Source organism: Methylobacterium sp. WL18 (assembly GCF_008040015.1).
GTDB lineage: Bacteria > Pseudomonadota > Alphaproteobacteria > Rhizobiales > Beijerinckiaceae > Methylobacterium > Methylobacterium mesophilicum.
Genome location: NZ_VRVD01001042.1, coordinates 1 through 1024, shown reverse-complemented (window position 1 = coordinate 1024; position 1024 = coordinate 1). Strand labels below are relative to the sequence as shown.

Sequence of the window (1024 nt, the reverse complement as noted above, 5' to 3'; positions counted from 1 at the left end):
GGCCTCACCGACGGGCCGCGGCGCCGAAACCGGGCTCCCGGCATACGAGGGGACGCGCAGGCGAACCAGCGCGACCGCGGCCTGCCGGGCCAGCGTCTCGATCCGGCAGACCGTACCGTCGTCCGGGATCACCGACGCACACCAATAGGCACCCAGCGCCGCCATCGGCTCGGGCGACCCGATCGGCACCATCACCAGGCTGCGCATCGACGTGGCGCGGTAGGCCTCGACCGGCAATCGTGCATCGAGTTCGATATCCGGGACCACGGCGGTCCGGTCGTTGAGCATCGCCCAGCCGGAGATGCAGGCGGTGAGCGGGAACCGGCGGCCGCACCAGAGCGGCTCGATCGCGTCCTCCGCGGCATAGAAACAGGACTCGCCCTCGCGCAGGACCACGGCGATCCCGTCGGAGCCGACGATGTCCCGCGCCGTCTCGCGCAGGATGGACACGACGTCCGCGATGGACCGGGCGACCGCCAGGCGGTCGATTGCCCGCGCCAGCCCGGGATCGGGCGGGAAATGGGCCTCTGACATGGCCCGAAGCTACGGGAAGTAGCCCGGATCGTCCACGCCGCACGCGGCGATTGCCGTCGGCCGGCCCCGCGCGGAGACATCCTTCGGGACGTGACGCCCGCACCCTGCCTGGCCGTGCAATCTGCAGGCGACGCGACCGCGGAGGCACGCCGCCCGCCGGGCTGCGGATGTTGCCGCCAAGTTAACGATGGACAGCTGTCGGCGGAGTGGAGGAATAGTTCTATCCGCCAGCAGATTTGGCCCAATAATGCGCAGTCCGAGGCTTTTGGCACCCTCGATGTGTGCCAGCGCACGTTTTCGGGCACCGGTTCGGAGCCTTCGCGGGCGCTGTTGCAAAGCTGCACTATCGCGTCGGGCCGTCCTCACGTCCTGTCATCCGGCACATCCCGATCAACGGGAGATTGAGGACCAGATGATCAAGAAGCTTCTTCTCGCGAGCGCCGCCACGGCCCTCCTGACCGGCGCCGCCTCGGCCGCCGACCTGCCGCGT

General features: G+C 69.5%; 1 protein-coding gene. It reads right to left on the bottom strand.

Annotation, left to right across the window (positions count from 1 at the left end; genetic code table 11):
- Positions 1-534 (bottom strand): GAF domain-containing protein (locus tag FV228_RS30750; RefSeq protein ID WP_246694097.1); only part of this gene is annotated, 534 nt, incomplete at its 3' end.
- Positions 535-1024 lie beyond the last annotated feature (490 nt).